Genomic DNA, 334 nt, shown 5'->3' on the forward strand with positions numbered 1-334 from the left:
AGATCGTCGAGGTTCGCCATATCTAAGCGCGCCCCGTTGCGCGCAGGCGCGATCAGTTGGCTGCTGGCCCAGACGTTCTGGGTCGGCGGCCTCTGGTTGCTGCAGTTCGTGGTCCTGCCTGCGTTGGCCAAGACCGGACTGGCGCCGCTGCTGGTGGAAACCGTAGCCGCGGCGTTGACGCCGCTGCTGATCGGCTTCGCCGGATTCTGTGCGGCGCTGCAGGCGCTGGTGTTGGTGTCGAGCCACGGGCCGAGGAGCCTCTGGCGAGACCTTCGCGGTCAGTTGTTGCTCGCCGTCGCGCTGCTCTGCCTGGTGTATTTCCTGGTGCGTGGGC

The 334-nt window shown here is 67.1% G+C and carries 1 protein-coding gene; it reads left to right on the plus strand.

The window, feature by feature from the left end; all coding sequences use genetic code 11:
• Window positions 1-36: 36 nt before the first annotated feature.
• A partial coding sequence (locus ACLJNW_RS23925; RefSeq protein WP_410961184.1) for a hypothetical protein occupies window positions 37-334 on the plus strand: 298 nt, incomplete at its 3' end.

The sequence above is a fragment of the Salmonella sp. SAL4457 genome (assembly GCF_046548235.1).
In the GTDB taxonomy this organism is placed as follows: domain Bacteria; phylum Pseudomonadota; class Gammaproteobacteria; order Enterobacterales; family Enterobacteriaceae; genus Salmonella; species Salmonella enterica.